13 protein-coding genes are annotated in these 23,154 nt (G+C 64.7%); 7 read left to right on the top strand and 6 right to left on the bottom strand.

Going from position 1 to position 23,154, the window contains the following annotated elements; genetic code table 11:
* Nucleotides 1-135: 135 nt before the first annotated feature.
* From HJO_RS02980 to HJO_RS17510, 4 genes are read left to right on the top strand one after another with little or no spacing between them, the layout of a single operon-like run.
* The gene (locus HJO_RS02980) at nucleotides 136-1,689 is read left to right on the top strand and encodes a PfaD family polyunsaturated fatty acid/polyketide biosynthesis protein (RefSeq protein ID WP_051618073.1); all 1,554 of its coding nucleotides are present in this window, start codon (nucleotides 136-138) and stop codon (nucleotides 1,687-1,689) included.
* A gap of 9 nt (nucleotides 1,690-1,698) precedes the next feature.
* Complete coding sequence (locus HJO_RS02975; protein ID WP_051618071.1) at nucleotides 1,699-5,643, top strand: type I polyketide synthase; 3,945 nt, start codon at nucleotides 1,699-1,701, stop codon at nucleotides 5,641-5,643.
* Nucleotides 5,644-5,684: 41 nt separating this feature from the next.
* A complete protein-coding gene (locus HJO_RS02970) occupies nucleotides 5,685-7,085 on the top strand; it encodes an SDR family NAD(P)-dependent oxidoreductase (RefSeq protein ID WP_035613351.1) in 1,401 nt (466 codons plus the stop codon).
* Entirely contained in the window at nucleotides 7,082-13,174 is a 6,093-nt protein-coding gene (locus HJO_RS17510; protein ID WP_162173759.1) for a beta-ketoacyl synthase N-terminal-like domain-containing protein, read from the top strand. The genes HJO_RS02970 and HJO_RS17510 overlap by 4 nt, the downstream gene beginning before the upstream one ends.
* Here the strand turns inward: HJO_RS17510 and HJO_RS02955 are convergent.
* Entirely contained in the window at nucleotides 13,171-13,878 is a 708-nt protein-coding gene (locus HJO_RS02955) for a 4'-phosphopantetheinyl transferase family protein (protein ID WP_084141383.1), read from the bottom strand. The two genes, HJO_RS17510 and HJO_RS02955, sit on opposite strands and share 4 nt — an antisense overlap.
* Nucleotides 13,879-14,090: 212 nt before the next feature.
* Nucleotides 14,091-14,300 carry a hypothetical protein gene (locus HJO_RS18335; RefSeq protein ID WP_156945395.1) on the bottom strand — a complete coding sequence of 70 codons (210 nt, stop codon included), beginning with the start codon at nucleotides 14,298-14,300 and terminating at the stop codon, nucleotides 14,091-14,093.
* Between HJO_RS18335 and HJO_RS02950 the strand changes: the two genes are divergently transcribed.
* Entirely contained in the window at nucleotides 14,290-16,029 is a 1,740-nt protein-coding gene (locus HJO_RS02950; protein ID WP_162173758.1) for a glucan biosynthesis protein G, read from the top strand. The genes HJO_RS18335 and HJO_RS02950 overlap by 11 nt on opposite strands.
* Nucleotides 16,026-18,152, top strand: a complete 2,127-nt coding sequence (gene mdoH / locus HJO_RS02945) for a glucans biosynthesis glucosyltransferase MdoH (RefSeq protein WP_084141511.1) — start codon at nucleotides 16,026-16,028, stop codon at nucleotides 18,150-18,152. The genes HJO_RS02950 and mdoH overlap by 4 nt, the downstream gene beginning before the upstream one ends.
* 12 nt (nucleotides 18,153-18,164) lie before the next feature.
* Here mdoH and putP read toward each other — a convergent pair whose 3' ends face one another.
* Nucleotides 18,165-19,709, bottom strand: coding sequence for a sodium/proline symporter PutP (gene putP, locus HJO_RS02940; protein WP_035613345.1), 1,545 nt, complete (start codon nucleotides 19,707-19,709; stop codon nucleotides 18,165-18,167).
* 70 nt (nucleotides 19,710-19,779) lie between these two features.
* Complete coding sequence (locus tag HJO_RS02935; protein ID WP_035613342.1) at nucleotides 19,780-20,559, bottom strand: pyrroline-5-carboxylate reductase family protein; 780 nt, start codon at nucleotides 20,557-20,559, stop codon at nucleotides 19,780-19,782.
* Nucleotides 20,560-20,836: 277 nt separating this feature from the next.
* Here HJO_RS02935 and proB point away from each other — a divergent pair, with 277 nt between their 5' ends.
* Entirely contained in the window at nucleotides 20,837-21,997 is a 1,161-nt protein-coding gene (gene proB, locus HJO_RS02930) for a glutamate 5-kinase (RefSeq protein WP_035613339.1), read from the top strand.
* 5 nt (nucleotides 21,998-22,002) lie between these two features.
* Here the strand turns inward: proB and HJO_RS02925 are convergent, their stop codons facing one another.
* Together HJO_RS02925 and HJO_RS02920 are read right to left on the bottom strand one after the other, a co-directional pair.
* Entirely contained in the window at nucleotides 22,003-22,488 is a 486-nt protein-coding gene (locus tag HJO_RS02925) for a MarR family winged helix-turn-helix transcriptional regulator (protein ID WP_035613335.1), read from the bottom strand.
* Between the two features lie 41 nt (nucleotides 22,489-22,529).
* Nucleotides 22,530-23,120 (bottom strand): TetR/AcrR family transcriptional regulator, encoded by a 591-nt coding sequence (locus HJO_RS02920; protein WP_035613331.1) that lies wholly within the window; start codon nucleotides 23,118-23,120, stop codon nucleotides 22,530-22,532.
* Nucleotides 23,121-23,154: the final 34 nt, after the last annotated feature.

Genomic DNA, 23,154 nt, shown 5'->3' with positions numbered 1-23,154 from the left:
GAAGCAAGTCGCACGATAGTGACCCTGTACAGTTTGGGACATTTTGTGCAGTTAGAAATTGAAAATACCTGCTCAGAATGACGGGTATAAGGGGTGCTTCATTTTTCCGGAATGAAGAGTCCGCAAGGGACGAAAATGAGCGTGTCAGAGAATCTGGACAAGGCGATCACGAGTCCGCGCGAGCCGGTCGCGCTCGGATACTCTTCGTCAAACGTGCTGGAAATACTGCAGGACCGCGCCACATCGCCCGCCGGCACTGGCGCACTCGCCCTCCCGCCCATCTATCCCGAATGGCTCGGCGACCGCCTTTTCTCCCACACGCATGGCTGCCGGTTCAATTATGTTGTCGGCGAGATGGCGCGCGGCATTGCAACCACACGCATGGTTTGTGAAGCCGTGAAGGCCGGATGTGTCGGTTTCTACGGCAGTGCCGGCCTGACACCCCAGGCCATCGAGGCCGGTCTCGACGAGATTCGCCACCACCTGACACCGCAACAGACCGCGTGGGGCGCCAACCTCATTCACGCCCCGCAACAGCCGGGCTACGAGGCACGGGTTGTCGACCTCTTCCTCCTCAAGGGCGTGCGCCGCGTCTCGGCATCCGCCTTCATGCAGCTTTCGCCGGACCTCGTCCGCTACACGGCGGTTGGCCTGTCGCGCGCCCCGGACGGCAGCATCCGCCGGGAAAACCATGTGTTCGCAAAGGTTTCCCGCGCCGAAGTCGCTGAGCCCTTCATGGCGCCGGCACCCGCAAAGATCCTCTCTGCGCTCGTCGCCAGCGGCGCCATTACCCCCGAACAGGCAGAGCTTGCCGCGCAGGTGCCCGTCGCTGCCGAAATCACCGCCGAATCCGATTCCGGCGGCCATACCGACAACCGCCCCGCCAGCGTCCTGTTCCCGTCGCTCTGCCTCGCGCGCGACCGGGTTGCGGCCCGCACCGGGGTCGACGCCAATGCCATCCGGATCGGGTTGGCGGGCGGCATTTCCACGCCCCAGGCCACCGCCGCCGCCTTCCAGATGGGCGCAGCCTTCGTCCTGACAGGTTCCATTAACCAGTGCGCCGTAGAATCCGGCCTGTCAGAAGCTGGACGCCGCCTGCTCGCCAAAGCCGGTCCGGCAGACATGACCATGGCCCCGGCCGCCGACATGTTCGAGCAGGGCGTAGAGGTTCAAGTGCTGAAGCGCGGCACCCTGTTTGCCATGCGCGGCAAGCGTCTGCACGCGATGTACCGGTCAGGAGCGAGCTATGAGACCCTGCCCCAGAAAGACCGCGACTGGCTCGACGACGTGCTCGGCGAGCCCTTTGACGCAGCCTGGCAAAAGACCGAAGCCTATATCCAGCAGGCCAACCCGGCCGAGGCCAAACGCGCCGCAGCCGATGGCAACAAGCGGCTCGCGCTCGTTGCCCGCCGCTACCTGTTCATGGGGGCCCAATGGGCCCGCGAAGGCACGCCCGGCCGCGAAATGGACTACCAGATCTGGTGTGGACCGGCGATGGGCGTGTTCAACGAGTGGACCCGCGGCACTTTCCTCGAAACGGTCGAGAACCGCACCGTCCGCCAGATTGCCTGGAACCTGCTCGAAGGCGCCGCCCAGATCACCCGCGCCGGCCAGTTGCGCGCCCTCGGCCTGCCAGTGTCACCTTCCCAGTTCAGCTATTCCCCCCATCACTTTTCCGACGACGAATGAGACAGCAAAATGACTAACGAGTCCCGGAGACCAGCAGACCCCATCGCGATCATCGGCATCGGGTCGATCTTCCCCGGCCGTGGCGGCACCACAGGATTCTGGCGTGACATCTTCCAGGGCCGCGACCTCCTGACCGAGACGCCGGCCTCGCACTGGCTGCTCGACGACTATTATGATGCCGACCCGCTGACGCCCGACCGCACCTATGGGCGGCGTGGCGGTTTCATCTCGCCGCTCCCGTTCGACCCGATGGCCTTCGGAATCCCACCCAACGCCCTGCAGCAGACCGACTCGTCGCAGCTTCTCGCCCTGATCGCCGCAAAGAATGCGCTGGACGACATCGAGAGCCGGGAAGGCTGCGAGATCGACCGCACCCGCACCAGCGTCATCCTCGGCGTTGCCTCTGCGACAGAGCTGACGGCCCACATGGCCGGTCGCCTGCAGCGCCCCGTCTGGGTGAACGCCATGCGCCAGGCCGGCCTCAGCGAGACCGACGTCCAGGACATCACCCGCCGTATCGAAGCCCATTACATCGAATGGAAGGAAAGCACCTTCCCGGGCCTGCTCGGCAACGTCGCGGCCGGACGTGTCGCCAACCGGCTCGATCTCGGCGGCAGCAATTATGTCACCGACGCAGCCTGCGCCTCCAGCCTTTCAGCCCTCCAGGCCGGCCTGCACGAACTGCGCTCGGGCGATTCCGACACGGTGCTCGCGGGCGGTGTCGACGCGCTCAATGACATCCTCATGTACATGTGCTTCTCGAAAACGCCCGCCCTGTCGCCCACGGGTGACTGCCGGCCGTTCTCGTCAGACGCCGACGGCACGATGCTGGGCGAAGGCGTCGGCATCCTGGCGCTCCGCCGTCTCGAAGATGCCGAGCGCGACGGCAACCGCATCCATGCCGTCATCCGTGGCCTCGGCGGCGGATCTGACGGCAAGGGCACCGCCATTTACACGCCTCTGCCATCCGGCCAGGCCCGCGCCATCGAGCGCGCCTATGTCCAGGCCGGTTACGGCCCCGAATCCGTCGACCTCGTCGAAGCGCACGGAACCGGCACCAAGGCCGGCGACAAGGCAGAACTCGCGGGCCTCAACCTCGTGTTCGGCGGCAAGGGCAAGGGCGAACCGTGGTGCGCCGTCGGATCGGTCAAATCCCAGATCGGCCACACCAAGGCCGCCGCCGGCGCCGCCAGCCTGATCAAGACGACCCAGGCGCTCAGCCGCAAGGTCCTTCCGCCGACCATCAAGATCGGCGAACCGGCTGACGCGCTGAAAGAGAGCGAATGTTTCTACGTGAACATCGAACCGCGCCCGTGGATTTCCGCCGATGGTCGCCCTCGCCGCGCCTCGGTCAGCGCGTTCGGGTTTGGCGGCAGCAATTTCCACGTCGCGCTGGAAGAATATACCGGCCCGAACGCCGTTCGCCCGCCGCGCATCTTCCCGTCCGAGCTCTTCCTTTTCTCGGCCAGCAAGACCGACGCGCTGGTCGAGCATCTCGAAGCGATCATGCATACCGAAGTGGCCGAAGACGGCTTCGCGGCGCTCGCGCAACAGACGCATGAAGAATTTGAATCCGACGCCCGCGTCCGTGCCGCAATCGTTGCTGACGACAAGAAGGATCTCGCCGCAAAACTGTCCCGCCTGATCGGTCAGATCGAAGCGGGCACACTCGGCACGGCGCCCCTCGGTGCCGGCATGCATGTCTCCACGTCGCCGCCGGAAACCGGCAAGACGGCCTTCATGTTCTCCGGCCAGGGAAGTCAGTATGTCGGCATGGGCGCAGACCTCGCCATGGCATTCCCTGCGGCACGCGCTGTCTGGGACAAGGCCGCAGGGCACAAGGCCGCCGGGCCGCTCGGTCTGCACCGCCTCGCGTTCCCGCCCGCCGCTTTCGACCAGGTCGAATATGGCGAACAGACCCAGCGCCTGACCGAGATGCAGCACGCACAGCCGGCGATCGCAGCCGTCGCCCTCGCCCAGCTCGCTTTGCTCGAACGCCTCGGCATCGACGCTGACATGGCGGGCGGCCACAGCTTCGGCGAGATCATGGCGCTCTATGTCGCCCGCAGTTTTGATGCTGACGGCGCCCTCTCGGTCGCCGCAGCACGCGGGCGCCTCATGGCACAGGCCGCGAAGTCCACACCGGGCGGCATGATGGCCGTCCAGACAGATGCACAGACGATCGCTCCTATCGTCAAGAAGGTGGCAAATCTCGTCCTCGCCAATGACAATGGCCCCAGCCAGGTTGTCCTGTCCGGTCCGATCGACGCGATCAAGGCGGCTGAAGCGCTCTGCATCGAAAAGGGCCTCAAGGCCCGCCGCCTGCCGGTGGCGACCGCCTTCCACTCCTCGATCGTCCACGCAGCGGTCGCCCCCTTCACGGCCGAACTCGCCTCGATGCGCCCGCGCAAGCCGAAGCTGCCGGTCTATGCCAACGCGACCGCATCGCCCTACAACGTGAAAGTGGCCGACCTCCCCGCCGTCATCGCCGGCCAGATCGCGACCCCCGTCCGTTTCCGCGAGCAGGTCGAGGCCATGTATGAGGCAGGCGCCCGCCTGTTCCTCGAGATCGGCCCCGGCGCCATCGTGACCGGCCTCGTCAAGGACGTCCTCGGTGACCGCCCCTATCGCGCGGTCTCGCTCGACAACAAGCGCGCGAACGGGCTGACCCAGTTCCTGTCCGCCGTCGGCGAGCTCAGCGTCGCAGGCCATTCGCTGGATCTCGCGGCCCTGTTCGCCGATACGCCGGCGCCGGTGCCGGCGCCCACGCCGTCAAAGCACGCCGTCTACATTTCCGGCGCCAATCACGACAAACCCTACCCGCCGAAGAATGGCGCTGCGGGACGCGCGGCTCCCAACACCGTGCCAACAATGACCATCCCATCTGCGCCGGTTGCTGCGTCCACTGCGCCACCGACCGCTCCTCACCCAACTCCGGCCTCACCCGCTCCGACTCCCAGCAGGACCCTTCCAATGCCCGACTCCTCCCACACCTATCCCGCAGCGATTCCCGCTTCCTCATCCGCCGAACGGATCTGGAGCGAAGTGTCCCAGCTTCATTCCCAATACCTCTCGACCACAGCGGCCAGCCATACCGCCTTCCTGAATGCAGCGGCCTCGCTGCTCGGCGGCCAGCCCGTCGCCCAGGCAGCACCTGCCCCGATCCAGCGCATCGCCCCGCCGCCCGCTGCGCCGGCTCCGGTCGCCCAGCCTGCCGCACCTGCCCCGCAGGCTGCAGCGCCGGTCGCCGCCAAGCCCTACACCAACGGCGCCGTAGTCCCCGCACCGGCGCCTGCGCCCACCCCGGCACCCGCCGCTCCTGCCCCGGCCGCCCCGGCACCGGTCGCCGTCGCTGCCACACCCACACCACCCCCATCCGACGGCGCCGACCCGGTCGCGCTCGTCCGCTCGATCGTGTCCGACAAGACCGGCTATCCGGTGGACATGCTGGACGCAGACATGGACCTTGAAGGCGAACTCGGCGTCGACTCGATCAAGCAGGTGGAAATCCTCTCCAGCCTGCGCGAACGCCTGCCACACCTGCCGGAAATCGATCCGGAACAGCTCGTCGAACTGCGCACGATTTCCGCCATTGCCGCGATGATTGGCGGCGTGCCCGCTGCAGCTGCCGCGGCCCCCGCTCCTGTTGCCGCCGCAGCGCCTGCCGCTGCCGCGCCTGCACCGGCGGTGTCGGCCCCTGTCGCCCCAGCGGCCACGAATGGCGGCGCGATTACGCCGGATGTCATCCGCGCCCTTGTCGCTGACAAGACCGGTTACCCGTCCACCATGCTCGAAGACGACATGGACCTCGAAGGCGAGCTTGGCGTCGACTCGATCAAGCAGGTGGAAATCCTCTCGGCCCTGCGCGACCAGCATCCCTCGCTCCCGGAAGTCGACCCGGAAGTCCTGGCAGACCTGCGTACCATCCGGAAGATTGCCGATTTTTTCAGCTAGGGGGCGGTGAGGATCCGTCCTCATCTCGCCGTCCCCCGTCCATGGCTCAGCCCGTCGTCGCCTATGGCAGCGACGTACGCCCCGTCCGCTTCGGCGCGCCGGTTGCGCTTCCGTCATGGACCGGAAACATTGGCCTCGGGCAGGTCGAGATCACCGATGCAGAACCACAGGCCGCCCACGCGGTAGCCAGCGCGCTCGGCGCCAATGGCGTCATCGCCAAGCAGGTCGCCGCCCCCTCCGGCGTGGCCAGTACAGTGATCCTGACGGAAGGCCTCGCTGCCGCCGCACCCGCCGACGCCCACTGGTCCGCCCTGGCTCAGGCCCGCCACGCCGGGACGCCGGGCAGCCGCATCATCTTCCTCCAGCCATCACATGCCGTGTCCGGCCTGCCGGGCCTGTCACGCACGCTGCAAAAGGAATGGCCGGAGACATCCGTCGCCACATGGACACTGTCTGCCACAGACGCGCAGGCCCGCGCGGCGCACATCCTCTCCGCGCTCGCCGCCTCGCTGGGCGATGCGCTCATCACCCTGGACGGCCAGGCCCACCTCACCCAGGTCGGCCCCTCGCTCACCCCGCCTGCTGCCGCGCGCGCGCCGGCCGCGCCCGGGCTCTGGCTGGTCACCGGCGGCGCCCGCGGCGTGACGGCCACCTGCGCCGTGGAACTCGCCCGCCGCACGGGTGGCACCTTCCTGCTCGCCGGCCGTTCCGCCCTCAGCCCGTGGCCGCAAGGCATCCCGCCCACGACCGAGCTCAAGACGCTGCGCGCCGCACTTGCCCAGCAAGCCGTCGCCAGCGGCCAGAAGGTCAAGCCCGCCGACATTGACCGCGCTGCCCGGGCCGCCCTCGCCGGACAGGAAATACAGGCCACGCTCACCGCCCTCGCCAGCGCGGGCGGTACGGCACACTATGTCCAGCTCGATCTCTCCGACACCGCCGCGCTCGCGCCCGCCATCGCCGCCATCCAGGCCCGGCACGGCGCCATCACCGGCCTCGTCCACGGTGCCGGTGTCCTCGCCGACCGGCTCGCCATGGAAAAGACCGAAGCGGAAGTCCGCAAGGTCTTCGGCCCCAAGGTCGACGGCCTCCTCGCCCTGCTCGGCACCCTCGACACCGGCCACCTCACCCATGTCGGGCTCTTCTCGTCTGCCTCTGCCCTGTTCGGGAATACCGGCCAGGCCGACTATGCCATGGCCAATGAATGCCTGAACCAGCTCGCCCGCCAACTCGCAGCGAACCTTCCCGCTACCCAGGTCAAATCCTTCAATTGGGGCCCATGGGATGGCGGCATGGTCGATGCTGGCCTCGCGGCACATTTCGCCCAGCAGGGCATCGCCCTCATCGGTCAGGCCGACGGTGCCCGCATCTTTGCCGACCAGTTACTGGACAGCCCGCATGACGTCGTGGAAATCCTCGTCGGCGACGAATGGAGCGGCGGATGACGCCGTTCGAGCCGATTGCCATTGTCGGCCAGGGCTGTGTCCTGCCCGGTGCCCTCACACTTGAGGCGCTCTGGCAGGCTGTCGCCGGGAATGAATGCCTCATCTCGCCGCCGCCGCCCGGCGCATTCGGGCTGACGGACGCTGAACAGGCCGCCTCGCGCTACGTCTCCGGTTTCGTCACGGGGTTCGATGGCGTGTTCGATCCGAAGCGGGTCAAGGTGAAGGGCATCGACGCGGCCCGGCTGGACCCTGTCTGCGCCTGGCCATTGCATGCCGCACTCGACGCCTGGAAAGCAGCGGGCAAGGTGGCCGCCTCACCCGACAGGCGCGGCGTGTTCTTGGCCAACCTCTCCTATCCCAGCCGGGCCAAGGCAGCCTACGCCGCTGATATCTGGACCCGGGGCACCTCGTCCCGCCCGCCGACCGACGCGCTCAATTCCGGCTACCCCGCCCACCTCCTCGCCGCCGCCATCGGCGCGACCGGGCCGGTGCTCTCCCTCGACGCCGCCTGTGCGTCCTCCCTCTACGCCCTCGAGATCGCCTGCCGAAAACTCCAGTCCCGCCAGATCGACGTGGCCCTTGTCGGCGCCGTCAACGCTGCCGACAACCTCATCCTCCATATCGGTTTCGAGGCCTTGCAGGCCCTCAGCCCGACCGGGCGGTCACGCCCCTTCATCCACGGCGCCGACGGCCTTGTGCCTGCCGAAGGCGCGGCGGCTGTCGTGCTCAAACGCCTGTGCGATGTCACACCGAAGGATACCGTCCACGGCGTCATCCGCGCGGTCGGCCTCTCCAATGACGGCCGGCGCAAGGGCCTTCTGGCGCCGGACAGCACGGGCCAGGCCGAAGCCATGCAACAGGCCTATGCCGCATCAGGCCTTGCCCCGGCGAGCGTCAACTTCCTCGAATGCCACGCCACCGGCACACCGGTGGGCGACAGCGTCGAGATTGCCGCCGCGACCAGCGTGTTCGGCACGGAGCGCGCCCTGACGATCGGGTCGCTGAAAGCCAATACCGGCCACCTCATCACCGTCGCCGGTCTCGCCAGCCTGCTGAAGCTGACACAGGCCATGGCGAACGAAACCCTGCCGCCCATGCCGCTCGACGGCGACCTGATCGATGCACTCGCCTCGCCCGCTCTCCGGCCCCTCGACGCACCTGCGCCGTGGACCCGTGGCAAGGGCCCGCGCCGCGCAGCGATCAGCAATTTCGGCTTTGGCGGCAACAATGCCCACCTCATCCTCGACCAGCACCAGCCCACCACCGGCGCTGTTCAGGTCGCCCTGCCCGAACCGGAAGCGCCGGAGGATATCGTGATCTGCGGCGTCGACCTGATGGCCGGCAGCGACCACGGCGAGCGCGACGTGCTGCGTCGGTTGATGAACCATCCCGTCACGCCCGCGAAAGCGCGCGAGACACTCGGCGTTGACCCGCGCCATGCGCGCACCCCGCCCAATGACCTGCTCCAGGCCGAAGCCCAGCAACTCGCCGTGCTCGCCGTCACGCGCGCTGCGCTGGCACCTGTCACGCGGCCGGCGCCGGAACGCTGCGGCGTCTTCGTCGGCATGGGCTGCGCAGCGGATTCCGCGCGCTGGCTGTTGCGCGAACGGGCCGCGAAAGCCTTCGGCCTGACGCCCGGCACCCCCGAACATGCCGAGGCCCAGTCCGGCATCGCCCCGCCCCTGCAGGCCGCCACCGTGCTCGGCGCAATGGCCAACATGACGGCCAACCGGATTACCTCTGCCGAGGATTTCCGTGGCCAGGGCTACGCCATTTCCGCGGAATCCAATTCCGGACTTGCCGCACTCGACGTCGCCTGTGCCGCATTGCGCGAAGGGCGGCTCGACATGGCCGTCGTCGCCGCAGCAGACTTTGCCACCGAGCCCGTTGCCACGGCCGCCCTGACGGAAATCGATCCCGCCTTCCGACCGGGTGATGCCGCGGCCGCCCTCGTCCTGAAACGCCGCACAGACGCCGAGGCCGCCGGCGATCGCATCTTGGGTGTCGTCGGCGCTGTCGCATGGAACGCAGGCGCGCTGCCCTGCCCGCTCTTGGCATCAGCCTATGGAACGGCCCCCGCCGCCGCCGCCCTGACCGAACTCGCCGCCAGCGCCCTGCTGATGGCGCGGGATCAGGTCATCACGCCTGACGGTGCCATTCCCAACCTGACAGGCGACCTGCCCCACCGCACGGTCGCCACCTATCCGTCCCCCCTGGCGAACACCGCCAGCGTCACGCTTGCCGCCGCCCCTGCTCCGCCCAGTCCGGACCCGCTCCGCCCACCGCCGCACCTCTACTGGGCCGCCGGCGCGACCCAGGCTTCCCTCGCGAAGAAACTCCGCAGCGGCAAACCGGGCGGCAAGGGCAGGTGCCGCATCGCGCTAATTGCCGGCCACGGGGACGCCCTGGCCCGGCTGACCGACACAGCCGCCAGGGCACTGGACGCTGGTCAGGCGCCAACGGGTCCGGGCGTATCCTATGGTGAAGGCGCGCCCGACGGCGAACTGGCGTTCGTGTTTACCGGGTCTGCCGCCGTCTATCCCCGCATGTCGCGCGGCCTGTTCATGGCATTCCCTGAAATCGGCAGGCAGCTGTCGGGCATGGCCCGTGCCACGGAAATGGCCGACCTTCTCACGCGCAGCCATCTCAGCGAATTTGAGCAACTCTGCGCCGGCACGCTGGTCAGCCAGGCCCACGCCATCCTGATGCGCGATATTCTGGGAGTGACACCCACCGCGGCCATTGGCCTGTCGCTCGGTGAGAGCAACGCCCTGTTTGCGTTCGGTTTCTGGAAAGATCCCGGCAAGCTGCTCGACGAGATCGAGGATGCGGCCATGTACGAACGCCACCTCGGCGGCGATTTCGAAACAGCGCAAGCCGCCTGGGGACCGAACGTGCCATCCGACTGGGCGAACTGGCACGTGCAGGCGCCGCTGGACAAGGTGCGCGCCGCCGTCGCCGACCATCCGAATGTCGAAATCACGATCATCTATTCGGACGAGGACTGCCTGATCGGCGGCCCGTCAGCGGCCTGCCGGGCGGTTGCCGATGCGCTCGGTCCACGCGCCGGCGCGGCAATGCACCAGCACCTCATCGTCCATGCCAAGGCGATGAAGCCGTTCGAGGACCAGTGGCGCAAGCTGCACACACGGCCCGTATCGCGCGTGCCCGGCATCCGCCTCTACGCCAATGCGATCAATGCCAGCTACACGCCTACGAAAGCGCGCGTCGCCGACATGCTGACCCGGCAGGCCGTCGATACGGTCGATTTCCCTCCAACCATCCGGCAAGCCTATGAAGACGGCGTCCGCACCTTCGTCGAACTCGGCCCCCGTGACACGCTGTCCCGCGCCATCCCCTCGATCCTCGGCGACAAGTCGCATGTCGCGGTCGCCACAGACCGGATCGAGGCCTCGGACCTTGGCCAGATCGCGCACCTCACGGCTGTCCTCTTTGCTGATGGCCGCCCCATAAACATTGCCGCGATTGCGGAGCGGCTTGACGCTGCCCGGGAGAATGGCTGGACAGGATCAGACCCCATGCCGCTCAACAAGCCCGCACACTATCCAACACCGGTCGTTCCGGCCGGCACGACCGCCAGCGCGCTGCCGCCTGCGCCGACACTGGCTGCGCCCTGCTACCCACATAGCGGTACACGCCCGGCCGTTGCCGCTGAAGCCGAAATGCCGGCGGCCTGTCCCACCAAATCGGTCGTTCCCAGAAAGGTCGTGTCCGGCACGCAGCCCCTGACCAGGCGCAATCCGCGCGGCCCCTCATGGAACCGGGAGCGTATCGAAGCATCGACCCGCGGGCGGATGTCGGACTTCTTCGGCGCCCCCTTTGCTGCCCAGGATGCATTTGACCGGCAGGTCCGCCTGCCCGCGCCGCCGCTCCTGCTGGTCGACCGGATCACGGGCATCGATGCCGACGCGGGCATCGAGAGCACCGGCGTGATCTGGACCGAGACGGACCTCACCGCCGATGACTGGCACGTCCGCAACGACCATGTGCGCCCCGGCCCGCTGATCGAATGCGGCCAGGCCGACCTCACCCTGATCGGCTGGATGGGCGCAGACCTCAAGAACCGGGATGAACGGGTCTACCGCCTGCTCGGCTGCGAAATCACCTTCCATGAGGGCGGCTTGCCCGGCCCCGGCGACACGCTGGGTTTCCAGATCGAGATCACCGGCCACGCGACCCTGGCAGGCGTGCGCATGTTCTTCTTCCAGTATGACTGCCGGGTTGGTGACCGGAAGGTGTTTTCGGTCCGCAACGGCCAGGCGGGCTTCTTCACGGACGAAGAACTCGCCACCGGCAAGGGCGTGATCTGGGATGCCACCACCCATGCCGCCCCCACCCCCTCACCCCACCCCTTCGACACGTCCCGCGCCTCCCTCAAGCGTGCCTTCCCCGCGCCTGATCTCGCCGCATTCCGCGCAGGCGATGCGCTGGCCTGTTTCGGCAAGGGCTTTGAGTTTTGCGCCGCCCATTCCCGCCCGGCCCACCTGCCGGACGGCCGTCTCGCCTTCTTCGACGAAATCACCGCTTTCGACCCCGCCGGGGGCCCCTGGGGGCGCGGCTACCTGAAGGCCCGTGCGCATGTCCCGACGGACGCCTGGTTCTATGACGGCCATTTCCACAAGGACCCCTGCATGCCCGGCACGCTGATGGCCGAAGCCGCCGTGCAGGCGCTGGAATTCTATGCCGCCGCCGTCGGCCTGACGATTGAACGCGACGGCTACGTGTTCGAACCCATGCCGGGAGAAACCGCTAAATTCGTCTGTCGCGGGCAGGTCATCCCCGACCGCGATCATGAAGTGACCTACGAAGTGTTCATCGACGATATCGTCGACGGTGAAAGCCCGGTTCTCTACGCCTCCCTGCTCGCGAAGTCGGATGGCAAGAAGGTGTTCCATTGCCCGCGCTTCGCGATACGCCTGCGCAAGCACTGGCCAGCGCCGTATACCAGCGACACGCCGCTCCGTGTCGGCCCAATGGGCGAAAGCCGGGGCGACCATGCCGCCCTGCTGAACTGTGCCGCCAGCGCCCCATCCGCTGCCTTCGGAGACCTCTACCTGCCCTTTGACACCGCCGGTCGCGCCCCCCGCCTGCCCCAGCCGCCCTACCACATGATGACCCGTGTCACCGACGTCTCGACCCGGCCCGGCGTGAAGGAAACAGGCGCTCGCGTCGTGGCGGAATACGACATACCCGGTGACGCTTGGTACTTCCGCGACAATCCGAACGGCGCGATGCCCTTCTCGGTCCTGTCCGAGATCGCCCTCCAGCCATGCGGCTGGCTCGCCAGTCATTGCGGCTTCGCGCTGGAAAGCGGCGAGCGGTTCCGCAACCTCGATGGCGACGGCGACGTGTTCATGGAAGTCGGCCCGGACGACGGTACGATTATCGTCGAAACAACACTGATTTCATTCTCGAAAGTCGGCCCGATGACGATCGTGGGCTTTGATCTCAAGTGCGTCCTTGCTGACGGCCGGCCGATCATGAACCTGAAGACTCAGTTCGGATTCTTTCCTGCTGCTGCGCTGGTCCGCCAGGCCGGTTTGCCGACAACTGACGCGCACCGGCATCTCCGTGATTTGCCGTCCAATGGTGTCCACAGCACCCGGCACGCCCTGACCGCCGGCGGTCAGTTGCGCATGATTGACGAGATCGACTATTTCGACGCGGACGGCGGCACCGAAGGACTCGGCCTCGCTCGTGGGCGCCAGACGGTTGATCCGCATGCCTGGTACTTCAAGGCACACTTCTTCCAGGATCCTGTCCAGCCCGGCTCGCTCGGCCTCGATGCGCTTGTCCAGCTCCTGTGCCATGCCGCACGCCTGAAGGGATGCGCAGACGGAATGACTGCTCCGCGTTTCGAAACCATCGCGGCGGCTGAACGGGTCAAATGGATGTATCGCGGGCAGGTGACACCCGACAAGCAGACGGTGACGACGGTGATGGAAATCGTGTCGATTACGCGCCAGGATTCCCGCACCATCATCACCGGGCGCGGCAGTCTCTGGTGTGACGGGTTGCGTATTTACGAGGCGAACCCGATCTCCGTCGCGCTGTCTGACGGCATCTAGGGCGCTGGCGTCCACGCGACGGCGACGACCAGTTCACCCATCGACAATATCTCGAGGGCGAAGGCGCTGTCGTCTATCGTGATCGTTCCGCGCCACGAACTGTCCGTCGCCAGTGTGGATATTGGCAAGCGGATGGTCCGGGGACCAAACCCGAAACCCTGCTGTGTCGCTTTCAGGACCGCTTCCTTGGCTGTCCACAGCCTGAAAAAGGCGCGCCGCGCCAAGCCGCCATCCTGCCCCGCCGCAGCAAGGAATGCCGCTGCCTCGTCGGGGGCGCAGATGGTCGACAGCATCGGGCGCCATTCCATGACGCGGTCGCGTTCGATATCGATCCCGACCCGCCCGGATTGCGCATACGCCGTGGCCGTCCAGTTCTCGCTGCGCGAGATTGATATTCCCGCGCCCGGCATGGAGGACAGATAGGGTGCGCCCTGGTCGGAATGCGCTAGCGAGACCGCTTCGGGACGAGTGCCGAGCAGGTCGCCGAACATTCGGTAAACGCTCGCAGCGGATGCCAGCCGCCGCCTGCGGACATCCGGGTCAACCAGCTTGTCGATGCGCGCCCGGTCCTGCTGCGGCAATCGGACACCTGCGTCGTCAGGACTGTTCGGCAGCATATCAGTGTCGCAAAGCGAGGCGGATAGCGAAGGGATCGAGAGCGGAACTGACATTATCCCGGCGGGGCGCGCGTCGTCGGTCAACATGCCACTCCCTCTGCCACCCTTGCTCAACTCCCGCACAATACCGGTCCAGGCACCAGCGGCAACCTGCGCCAAACATTTGAAACCGAACGCATTTCTGGCTTGGATCGCGCCGAATGCACCCCATCGGAAAGGGATTTCCCACCGTCCGCTGCAGGCACATCATTGCGCAAACGCAACAAATGGCGTGCTGCAGCATTGATTGGAGTGAACCGTCACCCGGCCGACGCTGCAAGATCATTTTGCTGCGCCGCAAAATAACCTGATTTCCCGGTGAAACGAAAGTTCCCGTGAGGTGTTTTGCCCATATCGTAGGCGGTTTGATGAACCCGGACGTCAGGGCGGTGTAAATTTGTTGCCTCACCGAAATCGACGCGCTTTGAAAACAGATGCCGAATTTGGCCAGAGGTTGCCTTGAAACTCACTGATCGCCCCCTGTTTGCACCATTGGCCGCCTTGGGCGCCGCTTCTGTCATCCTGATCGCAGGTGCGGTCTGGGCGTCGGTAAGCTCCGCACCGGAACCAGCCGCTGACACCGAAATCGCATCCGCCGAAACGGATGGCGACGTGCAAGCTGCAACCGCCAGTCCAGACGCGCCGTCTCCCGCACCGGCAGCGCCACCTGTCGCGCCCCTCGATTCCGTTGCTGCCCTCGAAGACGCGCCATCGGCAAAGGCCACCACAGCAACAGACGTGACTTCGGCGGTCACCCAGCCCCGCCCGGCCGGAAACTTCGATTTCGACCAGGTGATCAACAAGGCGCAGGCGCTGTCCGAGCATGAGTTCCAGGAATCGCCATCCGTTCCCGCCGCCGCCGGAGACCTGAACTACGACCAGTACCGCCGCATCGAGTTCAAGCGCGATTCCGCGCAATGGGCGGACGATACAACGGCGCCGTTCCGTGTCCACTACGACCCGCGCGGCTACCTCTTCGACGAGGATGTGAAGATCAGTCTCATCGACAATGGCGTCGCCAGCCCGCGTCCCTATGATCCCAAGGAATTTGCCTTCTTTGACCTTCCCTTGTCGCCAGAAGACCAGGCGGCAGTCGGATTTTCCGGTTTCCACGTCACGACACCCCTGAATTCGGCTGGCAAGTTCGACGACCTGATCAGCTTCAAGGGGGCAAGCTTTTTCCGCGCGCTGAGCGCCGGCACCGTCTATGGGGCGTCCGCCCGCGGCCTCGCGATCGCGACGGCCTCACCGAACGGCGAGGAGTTTCCGGCGTTCCGCGAATTCTGGCTGGTCAAGCCCGCTCCAGGCGCTGACTCCATGACCGTGTATGCATTGCTGAACGGGCCCAGCGTGACCGGCGCCTATCGCTTCGTGATCGCTCCCGGCGCGTCCACCTTGATCGATGTCGAAGCAGTGTTGTTCCCGCGGCGCCAGCTCGATGAAGTTGGTGTCGCACCGCTGACCTCGATGTATTATTTTTCGCCGCACAGTCTCAATCGGGGCAATCGCGACTACCGGGAAGCCGTCCACGATTCAGAAGGGCTGATGATCGAACTTCGCAATGGCGAATGGGTCTGGCGTCCGCTCGCCAATCCGAACCAGCTCGAGATATCCAGCTTTGCGACAGAACCCCCGCTCGGGTTCGGGTTGATCCAGCGCAAGCGCGGGTTCAGCGACTATGACGATCTCGAAGCCAGTTACGAGCGCCGCCCGAACGTGTGGGTTGCGCCAAAGGGCGACTGGGGGCCCGGTCGCCTCACGCTCGTGGAGATCCCCACGGCGAATGAGTACAATGACAATATCGTGGTGTCCTGGCGTCCCACGCAGCCCTGGGAAGCCGGCAAGCCGGTGCGGCTGGCCTATCAGATGACGTGGAGCCTGCCAGCGCCGGCAGTGCCGCCAGTCGCCCGCGTCAGCGCCACACGCGTCGGCATATCGCCGGCCAGCAAGCGCCCGATGTTCATCATTGATTTCGAGAGCGACAATCTCGACCTCCTGAAAGACGTCGTGCCGCAGATCTCGGCGTCTGCCGGAACGATCATCAGCCCTATCGTACGGCCCAATCCGCAAACCGGCGGCCTGCGGCTCAGCTTCGAACTGGAGACTCGGGACGGCAGCCTTTGCGAACTGCGTGCCCTGCTCGTCAGGGGAAATCACCCCGTCACCGAAACCTGGTTGTACCGGTGGAGAGCCTCATGATCGGCACACGCGCACGTCCTGCAGAATTCCCGCTTTCAATGCCCGACCAGGCGTTCAAGACGGCCGAAACGGTCAACCTGTCGGCACCGAAATCGCTGAAGTGGCGGAAGATATTCCTGCTCGTGGCATCGCTCGCACTGGCTGCCTGGGCGACCCGGGAAATGTACATGGTGCTCAACGTGTCGGGCGTCACGGTTCTCGAAAAGCTGTTGCTTGGCGTGTTCAGCCTGAACATTACGTGGATCGCCTACGCGTTTGTCAGCAGCACGATCGGGTTCGTCTCCGCCCTAGCGAACGTCCTGGCGCCGCGCCGGCGTCCATTGCTTGCCGACAATACCCTGATCACCGGCCGCACGGTCATTGTCTTCCCGATCTACAATGAGAGCGTTGAACGGGTATTTGCGACGGTTCAGGCAACAGCCGCATCGCTGGCGACCGCGCCCGGCCGGTTCGAATGCTTTGTCCTCAGCGACACGAATGATCCCGACATTGCGCTGCAGGAAGAAACCGCCTTCGAACTGTTGCGCGCAAGCGTCCCGGACGGCACCCTGGTTCACTATCGCCGGCGCACCATGAACCTTCATCGCAAGGCCGGGAACATCCGGGACTTCGTGACAAGGTGGGGCGGCCGGTACGACTACATGATCGTGTTTGACGCCGACAGCTTCATGAACCGCGAGACGATTCTCGAGCTGGCCCGCCGGATGGATGCGGCCCCTTCGACGGGTCTGATCCAGACAATCCCGCAACTGGTCGGCGGCAAGACGCTGTTCGCCCGCAGCCAGCAATTTGCAGCGGCCCTCTATGGCCCCGTTCTCGGCAGCGGCCTGGCCTGGTGGGCGCAGAACGAAGGCAACTTCTGGGGCCACAACGCGATCATCCGTATTTCCGCCCTGGCCGGTTCGGCAGGCTTGCCCGAGATCCCGGGCCGCGCGCCGTTCGGCGGGTCGATCCTCAGCCATGACTTCGTCGAGGCGGCGCTTCTCCGCCGCGCAGGCTGGAATGTGCAGATCGCGCCCGAAATGTCAGGGTCCTACGAACAAGGCCCGCCATCGATCATCGACCTCTCCGTCCGCGACCGCAGATGGTGCCAGGGCAACATGCAGCACATGGCGGTCCTGCTGCGCACGCGCGGCCTGACCTGGACCAGCCGCATGCACCTGTGCATCGGCATATTCTCGTATCTCGCATCGCCGCTCTGGCTGCTGTTCATCTGCGTGGGGATGCTGCTGTCCCTTCAGAACATGTTCCTGACGCCGGCCTATTTCGGCGAGACAGCCGCCCTCTTCCCGTCATGGCCCGTGATCGACTCCGAACGGTCATACAAGCTGTTCATGGTCACCATGGCGATCTTGTTCGCCCCCAAGCTCTACGGCCTGATCTACGGCCTCGTGGCACCGCAGTGGCGGGCCAGCGTCGGCCCGGCGAAAGTGGTTCTTGGCGTGCTCGCTGAAACCCTGCTTTCGGTGCTTCTGGCGCCAGTTCTGATGGTCGAGCAGACGACTGCCGTCTATCGCGTCTTCCGCGGCAAGGACGGTGGATGGAACCCGCAGGAGCGCGAAGCAAACGGCTACAGCGTGCGGGACACGTTTCGGCACCATGCCCCGGCAATCATTCTGGGCGTGCTGCTGACGGTTTCAGCGTTCGCCATCTCGCCCGTGTTCGCCGCTTGGCTGGCACCAGCGACCATCGGCATGATCCTCGCAGCCAGCCTTTCACACTGGACCGGAAAGCCGCGCAGTGGCGAACTCGCCAGGCAACTGAACCTGCTCGAATGCCCGGAAGAGGTGTCCCCACCTGCGTCCTTCCTGCAATCCATCGCGGAACGTCCGTCCTATCGCGCCCTGACCCCGCCAAGCTTCTCGCACCTGCTGAAGGACCGGACGCTGCGCGCCCGCCGCCTCAACATTGTCGATCCGTACTGGCCACTGAAGGGCAGCGATGTTCACACGCCGCTGGCGCTGGCACGGGCCCGTGCCGATCGCCTGTCGAGCATCGAGGAATACGAGATCGCCCTGCGCCCGCCCGAAAAGCTGGCACTGCTCAATTCGCCAAGAGACCTAGACGCCGTGCTCGAACAGTTCACCGCACGCGACCTGCACTATTCGACAGGCACGACGTAGCAGCCACTCTGCCTAGAGCAGTGGCTGCTTCTCGACCGACATCGCCGCCAGCATTTCCTTGTATTCGGTCTCTACCCGAGGATCCGGTTGGCCCTTGATCAGGCTGACGAGCACGGCCGCCACGAAACTGAACACAAAGCCCGGTACGATCGCATAGATCGTGTCCGCCAGCGGCTGGCCACCGATGCTGATCGGCGCATAGAGCCAGACGAGCACGGTCACCGCGCCGGTAATCATGCCGGCCAGTGCGCCATTGCGCGTAATGCCTCGCCAGAACAGGCTGAGCAGGATGATCGGACCAAATGCGGCACCGAACCCGGCCCAGGCATAGCTGACCAGCGACAGGATACTGCTCGACCGGTCGAACGCCAGGAAGATGGCAACCAGTGACACGACCAGAACGGACAGACGACCGATCAGGACGAGTTCCTTCTGGCTGGCCTCCTTGCGCAGGAATGTCTTGTAGAAGTCTTCGGTCAGCGAACTCGACGACACCAGCAATTGCGACGAAATCGTACTCATGATGGCGGCAAGAATCGCCGCCAGCAGGAAGCCCGTCACAAGCGGATGGAACAGCACCTGCGAGAACAGGATGAAGATGGTTTCCGGATCAGTCAGCTGGCTGTTCAGGTTGTTTTCATTGACGTAAGCCACGCCCGCGACACCGACCGAGACGGCGCCGATCACCGTCACCAGCATCCAGCCCATCCCGATATACCGCGCAGTGGCAATGTCCTTGAGGGTCCGGATCGCCATGAAGCGAACGATGATATGCGGCTGGCCGAAATAGCCGAGGCCCCAGCTCGCAGCGGAAATGATGCCGATCACGGACAGGCCCTGGAACCAGTTGAAGAAGTTCTCACGGCTGGGTGCATCCGGCACGCTGGCTGGCGGTGAGGCAAGGACTTCCGCATGCGTTGCGTCGAATCCTCCGACTGCGCTGATGGCCACCACAGGCACCAGAACGAGCGCGACGAACATGATGCAGCCCTGCACGAAGTCGGTCAGGCTGACCGCCAGGAAGCCCCCGAACAGCGTATAGGCCACGACAACGCCAGCGGTGAGGAACAGGCCAAGCGTGTAGTCGAGCCCGAAGGATGCTTCGAACAGCTTGCCACCGGCGACGACACCCGATGACGTGTAGAGCGTGAAGAAGATCACGATCACGATGGACGACAAGACACGCAGCATGTGCGAGCGGTCCTTGAACCGCTTCTCGAAAAAGTCGGGAATGGTGATCGCGTCCTCGGCCAGTTCAGTATAAACGCGCAGCCGCGGTGCAACGAGGCGGTAGTTGAAATAGGCCCCGATCACCAGGCCGACCGCGATCCATGCCGCGCTGTACCCGAACACGAAGACGGCCCCCGGCAGCCCCATCAACATCCAGCCGCTCATGTCCGATGCCCCGGCAGACAATGCGCCGACAGCAGGATGCAGCTGGCGCCCTCCAAGCATGTACTCGGACACATCGCTGGTTGATTTGCGGTAGGCGTAAAACCCGATCAGCATCATCAGGACGAAATAGGCGCCAAGCGAAACAATGGCTGCAGTATTCATTGTGAACCTTCTTCTTTGTCGTCTTTGTGTGTGATTTGCCGATACTGGTGCCAGAAGCTGCCGGAAACGCCTAACGCAGTTCCACCGCCCGGTCATACGCAGCGCGCGTTGTACGACGCATCAACTCCGTCAGCGTGCCGTCACCGTTCAGGGCATCCAGGCCGGCCTGGGTCGTGCCATTCTTGCTGGTGACGGAATTGCGCAGTGTCTCGACGCTCTCGTCGGATCGCCGGGCCATCTCCACAGCACCGGCCATTGTGTCGAGCACCAGTGCCCGTGCCTGTGCAGTCGTGAAGCCGAGCGCCTCGGCGGCCTCGATATACGTCCGGGCGATCTCGAACACGTATCCGGGTCCGCTTCCTGCAACGGCCGTCACGCGGTCCAGCGCGTCTTCCTCGTCGACCCAGACAGTCGTACCGGCCTGCTGCATCAGGCTTTCCACACCACTGCGCTGCGCTGGCGTGCATTTCGGCCCGGCAAACAGACCGCTGACGCCTTGCCCAATGGATGCCGGGAGATTCGGCATGATCCTGATCACGGACACGTCGCCAAGGGCTGACTGGAGCCGCGCGACCGAACATCCGGCGGCAATCGAGCCAACACACCCGGTGGCACCGAGATATTGTTCATACCCCGGAAGCACCGCATCAATCAGTTGCGGCTTCACTGCGACGATCACGAGGTCGAAAAGCTCGCTCCCAAGCTCTTCCCGGTCGCGAAACAGGCGGACATCATCCGGCAGGTCCTGCGCCATCGGGTCAACGACAGTGAAGGACCATTCCGGGGATTTTACCCAACGGCCCAACAGGGCACCGCCCATTTTTCCACATCCGATCAGAAGTGCCTTCATTGCGCCTGCTCATTGTTATTCGGGGCATCGAGCCCACTGGAATCGCTCACGAGGTGCCTACCTAACGCTTTTTGCTTTGTGTTCAAATCTTAATCACAGGCATTGTTCCGCCGAAGAACCTAAGATTCATTGCGTTTCCGGGGCATCCTTTCCCCTATCAAGCGCAATATTGGCGGCAAAGACCTCACTGTCATGATTTTGATGTTTTGTGGTGGAATGAGTTGTCTGGGGTCCGAAATGCTCCTAACTCGGGATCAAAGCCCTATGGAGCACACCTTTGACACAGACAAAACGCATCGTTGTAAAAGTCGGATCAAGCCTGTTGGCAAATCCAGACCTTCTGACGCCGCGCTGGGCGTTCATCCAACGGCTCCTTGAAGACCTCGCGGTGCTCCGTGCGGACGGTTACGAGGTGGTCCTGACTTCGTCAGGCGCCGTCGCGCTCGGCATGAACATGCTAAACGTCTCGCCGGAAACCGCCGGTTTGCGTGACAAGCAGGCAGCGGCCGCTTGCGGCATGCCGATTCTCCTGAACGCCTACAAACAGGTCGCGCACGAGTTCAACTTCGATATTGCGCAAGTCCTCGTCACGCGGGGCGATCTCGAAGAACGCCGCCGGTTCCTGAACACGAAGAACACGGTTCACAGGTTGTTGAGTGGTGACGTCATGCCAATCGTCAACGAAAACGACACGATCACGACCGAAGAAATCCGAGTCGGCGACAATGACCGGCTCGCGGCCAGGATCGCCCAGATGATCCAGGCCCAGCACCTTGTGATCCTGACAAGCGTTGACGGCCTCTACGATCGGGACCCTTCGGAAGAAGGCGCCGTCCTGGTCGAGGAACTCGAAGACGTGTCTGAATACCTGGCCGTCACCGATGGCACCAGCGCGCTCGGCAGTGGCGGCATGCTGACAAAGATGCAAGCAGCAAACATGGCCCAGCACGCCGGCTGCACTACTCTCATCGCCAATGGCGAGGCGGACAATCCGGTGACGTCACTGCTCGCGGGCAAGCGGCGCCATACCAGGTGCATCGCGAATACCGAGCCTGCATCTGCCTGGGCCGCCTGGCTCACCGACAGGCTGCAGGTCGCGGGCAGCATCGTGATCGACCAGGCCGCCGCTGATGCGTTGCAGCCGGGTGTTCGCGGTGTCGAGCGTAACGATGTGCGGTCCATCCACGGCCCCTATATCAAGAGCGACGTGATCCACATTTTTGACGAAGCTGGCGTCGAACGCGCACGTGGCCTGTCGAATTTCTCCTCGGAAGAAACCATGTTGCTGGCTCGCAATCCGGATGCCCTGGCCACGAAGCTGCTCGGCTATCACACGCGCGCCACACTGGTCAGCCGCGACAATCTGGTGATCCTGGACGAGCGTCACCTGCAATGGGACAGCCCACCGGAAGATGAAATGGATATTGTTTCACCCTAGCTGGTTCAGTCCGATCTGTCGGCACGCGACAGGTCTCCCACATCAAGGATCGGTGCAGCATCGAATCCGTCCGCGTTCATCATGTTCGCAATTCTTTGCACAGATGAAACGAGCAGGGTTTTTTCCCAATCGTGCAAGGCATTGAACGCCTCGACAAAGCTCTTCTGGAGCGGTTCGGGTGCGTCCGCCAAACGAGCGCTGCCCTTGGCCGAAATGACGACGTCAATCACCCGTTTGTCGGTTTCGCTTCTTTGCCGGGTGACCAGGCCTGCCCGCGACAGCCGATCCACGATCGACGTGATCGTGCCCTGGGACAGGCTCACCGCGCGCGCGATTTCGGACGGTTTTTCACGTCCCCGTCGGGCCAATGCCTGCAACACCAGCAATTGCGGTGCGGTCAATCCAGTCTCCTTGGACAGCCGTCTGGAATAGAGGTCGATCGCCTGAGTTATCTGGCGAAGCGATTTCAGCAAGTCATTGTGGTCGGTCATCGCCGGGACTCGTAGTTCGCCGGCCGCGCAATCGCAAGCGTCTAATCAGCCGGCGGCAACAGGGCGCGGACGCTTCGCTGGATGGCGGCGGTCGCGTCGCTTTCGCTCAGCGCCTGGTCCTGGCGCAAGCGCCTCCAGGTCTGGAATCCGGTCAGCATCTCCAACGCGGAGAACAGAATCCTGTCCTCGACGATCACTGCAGGAAGGACGCCCTGCAAGCCAGCCCGCTCCATGATGATAAACCGCTTGTGGTCATCCATCAGGAATTCCGACTGAAAACGGCGAAGATCCGACGCAATTTTCAGGGGCATGACATATTCATAGATATGGGACCTGCGCAGGATGAGTTCTTCCACCTTGCCGCGCCAGTTCGTCGACTCGAACGGGGTCATCACCATCGGCAGGATTTCTGCCTCCAGCTTGTGGGATATTTCACGGTACAGACTATCCATGTCCTCGAAATGCCGAAACACAGTGCGAAGGCCCACGCCCGCTCGGGCCGCAACAGACATCGCGCTCGGATCGAATTCGCCATCACGGACGAGATCGAACAGGGCCTCGACGATCTGGGCTCGGCTGCGCTTGCCGCGAAGGCGGCGCCCATCCAGCGTGTTGTCCAGTTCGTCCGTCATGCATCTTACCTTTGTCGGATACTAGGCGTTACAG

This window comes from Hyphomonas johnsonii MHS-2 (genome assembly GCF_000685275.1).
Taxonomy (GTDB): domain Bacteria; phylum Pseudomonadota; class Alphaproteobacteria; order Caulobacterales; family Hyphomonadaceae; genus Hyphomonas; species Hyphomonas johnsonii.
This window is presented reverse-complemented; position numbering and strand designations above follow the sequence as displayed.